Raw genomic sequence first — 6,081 nt, 5'->3', positions numbered from 1 at the left:
GGCCGCCCGAACGTGGCCGACGCCATCAGCAACGGCGAGGTGCAGCTGGTCATCAACACTCCCCTGGGTGCCCGGGCCCGGGAAGATGAATACGCCATTGATCGCAGCGCCATCCGCCACGGGGTGCCGGTGATCACCACCCTCAGCGCCGCCCAGGCCATGGTGCGGGCCATCCGGCGAATGCAGACGGGCAATTTCAAGGTACGCTCGCTGAAGGAGTTGTTCGGCTAGTCGAGATTAGGGTAGTCACCCTGAGGCTCTCGAAGGGTGACGGCGTTCCCCTTCAATCTATGCTATCATCATCGCGCTGAGGCAAGTTTGTGCTGAGCTTGGCGAAGGGAAGTGCGACGATGACGTCCAATTCTGAGTCTTTGCGCATATCGGGAATTGTAGTCCCTATCAAGGTAGTTTAACTTCTTAAAGGAGATGGTTTAAAAAAATATACTAACATATGAATCAACTTATGAAAGATACAACAATTCCACCACAAGATGCCCCCAAAATCGTCGATTCACCATGCCAAGGGGTCATTGAGATCTTAGATATACTCTTCTCGCATTGCCCACAGCCACGAGTTAACACCGAAGGCGCCAGGTACTCCGGAGAACTCCTAGGTAGGTATCTTATCAATCTACTTACAATATGTGGCGAACTAAATGTCACGGGTTATCACTCCGTTGCTGTCACTCTTTTTCGTCCATTAGAGGATGCATTAGACCTACTTGCGGCAGTTACAATGATCGCGGGCGCAGCGGAACGATGGGAATCCAATAAACTGAAGCCTAGTGCCGCTGCATCCTTGTGGGTAGACCGAATCATTATTAGTCCAGTGACTGGAGAGAGCTTAGCCGAATATCGAAAGCGTCTTAGGTCGACATTCAATCCGTTCTCACATTGCGCTCCCTTAGTACCACAATGGGATATTTTTACAGAAAACCATCCCACTCGCACTGATCTTTTTCGTCTAAGAGTCAACCATAAGAGACATGTTATTGTATCAAACGCCTATCGCATAGACGCTTTTTTTATTGCCCACCTTTGGGAAGTGCTGCTCGTTGTCGAGAATGCCTACAAAACATATTTTGAAGCAAATCCCCCTATATTACAGCAAATCTCCACGCTCAAGGTTAAAATGCAGCAAATATTAGCGGAGCACTATAAGCATGGCTTTTTGGATTCTGTCTTGCCTCCCGAATTAGAATCGCGAGAGGTCGAGGCGAAACACCAGCCAACCTCTACACAATTGGCTGAGCTATGGCAAGGGTCTTGGTCATGCGGGGCTAGTCCGATAACCCAAGGGCGCTTAACACTTAAACAGCATGGATGCTATTTCGATGGTATCCTAAAATCAAAATCTAACAGCCTAACTATTACTGAGCAACTATCAGGTGTCCAAGAGGGAAATCGTCTACTATTGGATGGAATACATTGCCAGATTTCACCTCCAACCCACGATGTATCCTACTCACTGGATAGCTTCGAGTTCACTCTATCACCGGATGGTGCGCAACTAGTAGGGATTCACTCTTGTGAAAATGGTACAGGCGATGCTCTATTCATATGCACAATTGGAGCAATGCCCGAGGAGTAAAGGACATATACGATTGAGCACCCGTAGACCAAATCCTAGTACGCACCCTACTCCCAAATTCCCCGTAGGCCATTTACACAAGCCAAGCCATCAGCCAGTATACCGCTAGCGATTATCCAGAACTGGCAATCTTATCAAAATCCTTCCCGGCCGGCTCCTGGAGGACCCGCAGCTCGAATTCCGACACCACCGCCAGGATATGGTCGAAGATGTCCGCCTGGATGGCCTCGTAGTTTCCCCACCGTGTGTCGCTCGTAAAGGTATATATTTCGATGGGCAGTCCGCTGGGTTCCGGCGGGAGCTGTCGCAACAGAATCCGAAGAAGTGAATCGAAGGAGGGAATCAGCATGTCGAAAGCAGCAGCCAAAACGGGAGCAGGTCCGATGACGGCGGTCGCCATCGAGCAACACTTCCCAGCGGATCAGCGCATCATCGACGATGACCTGGCCTATCGAATCTTGCCGTTCGGCATGAGAGCTTTCGTGTGGCTGATGCGGCCTGATGCGGCCAGGGATTGGATGGTCCGCGCGTCCGAGAAGACCCTTCCCGGCATCTGGGGCGGTATGATGTGCCGGAAGCAGTACATAGACGAGAAGCTGATCGAGTCGCTCGGCCAGATCAACGCGGTGGTGAACCTGGGTGCAGGCTTCGACACTCGGGCCTACCGGCAACCAGCTCTAGCCGACGTGCCGACCTGGGAGCTCGATCATCTGGCGAACATCGAGCCCAAGCGGATCCGGCTGCGGAAGCTGTTTGGAGCGGTTCCCGCCTACGTCAAGCTCGTGCCCATCGACTTCGACCGCGAGGAGCTGGGCGCCGTGCTGGCGGCGCACGGCTACTCGGTGGACAAGCGGACGTTCTTCATCTGGGAGGCGGTCACGCAGTACCTGACCGAGACCGGCCTCAGGACGACCTTCGACTTCTTTGCCAAGGCCGCGCGCGGTAGCCGCCTGGCCTTCACGTACGTCCGTAAGGACTTCATAGACGGTCAAGTCATATACGGCCAGGAGGACGCCTACAAAAAGTACGTCGTGAAGGATAAGGTTTGGCTCTTCGGCATGGATCCCGAAGGCGTCACGAACTTCCTCGCGGCGTACGGCTGGCGCGTGGTCGAGCACCTCGGTTACGAGGAGCTGGCCGTGCGGTACGTAAAGCCGACTGGCCGGGAGCTTACGTCTACGCCGATCGAGCGGATCGTCTACGCGGAGAAGCGGTAGGTGGATGCGTGTGTGCGCCGAACTAGCGGATCGATCTGAATCGATTAGCCCGCAGGTAATCGCCCAACGTTATACTGACGAAATACGACGTATCCCTGAGGATTGCGCGCGGGGAGTAAGTTTCTCGAAATCCTTGCCCGCGGGTTCCTGGAAGACCCGCAGGTCGAACTGGGGGACGGACGATCCAAGTGATATTGTATCATTGTTATTAATTGTGTTTATAAGAAATGAATAGTATATTAAGTCATCAGTGCGCAATAATATCAGGTTTCAATGGACGGAAATGATTTCTCATAATTAGTAATCAGACGTTAAACATTATTAATAAAGCAAGAGAGGAGGTTAAAATGATAAGTAAGAGGAAAATGTATTACTTATCAGCACTTCCGGGAATTATACTGTTATTAATGACTGGCTGTAGTGAAGGGGATCCCAAACTAAAAGTAGAGCCAACTGAGTTAGACTTCGGGACAGAAGCAACACAAAAAGAATTTACAATTCAAAATGTTGGTAATGATGACGGTATTCTTCAATCTGGTGTAAAAACCCTTGAATACGATATCGCCAGTAATGATAGCTGGATCTCTGCGGACCCAACCTCTGGCGATAGTGATGGAGAAGAGGACGATATCACCGTAACAATTGACAGAACTTCATTGGACACAGGTTATAATACCGGTGAAATAGATATTACCTCCAATGGGGGTGATATTACTATTGATGTTCTAGCTGAAAGACAGAGTCCCCAGGATGGTCATTGGTATGGCCAGACGAGTCAATATAGGGATATCTTTTTTGATGTCAGCAACCAAGGCACCCAGATTGATGAAGGGATGAAAATAGTAATTTATTGTGAAGAATATTGGGGGACTGCTACAGTTACATTAACACGGATAACCCCACTTGATATCATTAATAATGAGTTTACTTGGAGTGCATCTGGTTTCAGTGTCAATGGTATTTTTGAGAATGCTACTCACTGTACTGGAAATTTCAGTTTATCAGGGAATACTGGTTATCCATATTATTTATCATATTCTGCTGCCGGGACATGGGCTACTGACTGGGTATCTGCGTTGAAAAGCCTGACCAAACAGGTTGCAGATACTGAATTAATAGAGGGAACAGAACAATATATAGAAAAAATAGCTGATAGCGATGCGATAAACATAACGCTTAATCTTCGTAAATGAGAGTTGTAATTCTCAGCGCGGCTAACTAGCCGACCGTAACACTGACGAAATACGGTGTATCCCTGACGATTAACCGCGGGCAGGCGAGCTTTATGCGAATCTTCTCGAAATCCTTCCTTGCCGGCTGCTGATCAGCTGGCAGGTACATCCGGGGGCGGCTGGCCGAAGTAGACCGTCTGGCTGGGGAAGGCGAAAGCCAGATCGAGGGACGCCACCAGGCCCATAATCTTCAAATTCAACGCCTCGCGCACCTGCAGATGCTCCTGATAGTCGGTGGTCTTGGTGAAGTAGTTCACCAGAATATCCAGGGAGGAAGAACCGAAATCGGTGAAGTGGACGTACTGTCCTTCCGGGGCGACATTATCATCCTCGGCCAGCATATTCCGGACACCCTCCAGTAGCTGCTGTAACTTATCCGGTGGGCTGTCATACTGCACGCCGATGGTCATGCGGACGCGGCGTCCGGGCTGGGCCGACCAGTTCTCGATAACTTCCGAGGCCAGCTTTTTGTTGGGAATAGCCACCAGGCTTTTATCCCAGGTGCGGATACGGGTGGAGCGAAAGCCGATGGACTCCACCGTTCCCTGCACATCCCCGATCTGGATGCGGTCACCCACCACCATGGGCCGGTCGGTGAGCACTACCAATGAGCCGAACAGGTTGGCGATGGTGTCCTGACCGGCCAGGGCGATGGCCAGGCCGCCGATACCCAATCCCGCCAGCAGGCTGGAGACGGAGTAGCCCAGGTTCTGAATAATGAGGATAATGCCGAGGAGGACTATTGTGACCCGCAACGCTTTGCGGATAAGGGGGGCAAACTGGCTGGCCAGGATTTCATCGCGCCGGGCGAGGGCCGAATGGGCCAGCTGGGTGGGCAGGTCTGACAGGCGGTACAGGCCCCACACCACGATGAGTGCAGTGGCCCCCTTGAACAAGGGGAGCAGGGCGGCCTTGGTTGGCGGCGCGAGTGCCAAACTGCTCAGCGCTATATACAGTCCCCAGACCAGAATGAAGGCCCCTACCGGCCCCCGGACAGCCTCCAGGACCAGCTCATCGTAGCGGAAGCGGGTCTTGTGAGCCCAGCGCTGCAGCCATTGAAAGAGGTACCGATCCAGCACTTTGCGTGCGATCAGGGTGGCCAGAACCACCACGAAAGCGAAGAGGTAGCGGATCAGGGGTATGCCAAGAAAATCTTGTTGAAGGGCTTCAAACAGATTCATCGGTTGCGCCGAAATGTACGCAAAATCGCCCGCTGGGGCGATGGTTAAGGAGAATGCCACAAGAGCGAAGGATCAATAGATCAGAGGTATCCAATTTTTATTATTTTCGATAGATTTTGAAGCGACGCGAGTCTTGAATATTGACCGACCGTACAGTAAATTCAACCGGTAAACCGGAGGTTCCATGACGCCCCGTCCCAAAGACAGTACCAAAGAGAAAACCCTGGAGAATCGCCAGCGCATTCTGGAAGCGGCGGAGGTCGTTTTTGCCGAAAAGGGCTTTGATGGCGCCAACATGCGGGAGATCGCCGCGGCGGCCGGGGTGAACAAATTCATGCTCTACTACCACTTCGAGAACAAGGAAAGCCTCTTTGAGGCGGTCCTGACGGCCAACTTCACCCCCATATTCCAGCAGGTCGCCGAAATCCTTAATCGACAGGCGTCTCTGGAAGAAACCATCGATGAGGTCTACGACATGTACGCCGACCTGTTCGCCCGCAAGGGGGACCGGGTGCGGCCCTTCATGGCCCGGGAATTGGCCGCTGGGGCACCCCACATCAAGAAGTTCTTCCAGGCCGTCGGTCCTCAGATACTAGAGTGGTGGACCCCCAAGATTCTAACCTACACCGGCCGGGATTCCCTGCCGCAGCGTGATCTGGCTCTGGTGACCCAGAGCATCATGATCGGCATTGTCTCCAATTTCGTGTTTCAGCCTATGTACGCGCCTCTTATGGAGGCCTTTGACCTGTCTCTATACGAGAGTGAAGTGAAGGAGCACGTGGTACAGTTCATCCTTGGTGGTCTCAAGGCCCGGCTGACCTGAAACATACAATCCCGAAACGGACTGAAAAGAACTGATC

Annotated in this window: 6 protein-coding genes; 4 read left to right on the top strand and 2 right to left on the bottom strand. The window is 52.1% G+C overall.

Annotation, left to right across the window (positions count from 1 at the left end; genetic code table 11):
• Positions 1–231: carbamoyl-phosphate synthase large chain (locus ACETWG_02035; protein MFB0515367.1), on the top strand; the 231-nt coding region annotated here is incomplete at its 5' end.
• Between the two features lie 1,472 nt (positions 232–1,703).
• Here ACETWG_02035 and ACETWG_02030 read toward each other — a convergent pair.
• The gene (locus tag ACETWG_02030; protein MFB0515366.1) at positions 1,704–1,991 is read right to left on the bottom strand and encodes a hypothetical protein; all 288 of its coding nucleotides are present in this window, start codon (positions 1,989–1,991) and stop codon (positions 1,704–1,706) included.
• On the opposite strand from ACETWG_02030, the gene ACETWG_02025 reads away from it, so the two are divergent.
• Both ACETWG_02025 and ACETWG_02020 read left to right on the top strand, forming a co-directional pair.
• Positions 1,975–2,808 (top strand): SAM-dependent methyltransferase, encoded by an 834-nt coding sequence (locus ACETWG_02025; GenBank protein ID MFB0515365.1) that lies wholly within the window; start codon positions 1,975–1,977, stop codon positions 2,806–2,808. The two genes, ACETWG_02030 and ACETWG_02025, sit on opposite strands and share 17 nt — an antisense overlap.
• A 347-nt stretch (positions 2,809–3,155) precedes the next feature.
• Complete coding sequence (locus ACETWG_02020; GenBank protein ID MFB0515364.1) at positions 3,156–4,001, top strand: hypothetical protein; 846 nt, start codon at positions 3,156–3,158, stop codon at positions 3,999–4,001.
• Positions 4,002–4,132: 131 nt separating this feature from the next.
• On the opposite strand, the gene ACETWG_02015 is transcribed toward ACETWG_02020, so the two are convergent.
• Positions 4,133–5,221: a mechanosensitive ion channel family protein gene (locus ACETWG_02015; GenBank protein MFB0515363.1), complete on the bottom strand. Its 1,089-nt coding sequence runs from the start codon at positions 5,219–5,221 to the stop codon at positions 4,133–4,135.
• Positions 5,222–5,405: 184 nt separating this feature from the next.
• On the opposite strand from ACETWG_02015, the gene ACETWG_02010 reads away from it, so the two are divergent.
• Positions 5,406–6,044 carry a TetR/AcrR family transcriptional regulator gene (locus tag ACETWG_02010; protein MFB0515362.1) on the top strand — a complete coding sequence of 213 codons (639 nt, stop codon included), beginning with the start codon at positions 5,406–5,408 and terminating at the stop codon, positions 6,042–6,044.
• Positions 6,045–6,081 lie beyond the last annotated feature (37 nt).

This window comes from Candidatus Neomarinimicrobiota bacterium (assembly GCA_041862535.1).
Taxonomy (GTDB): Bacteria; Fidelibacterota; Marinisomatia; order SCGC-AAA003-L08; family TS1B11.
Note: the sequence above shows the minus strand (reverse complement) of the source record. Positions and strands in the feature narration are given on the sequence as shown.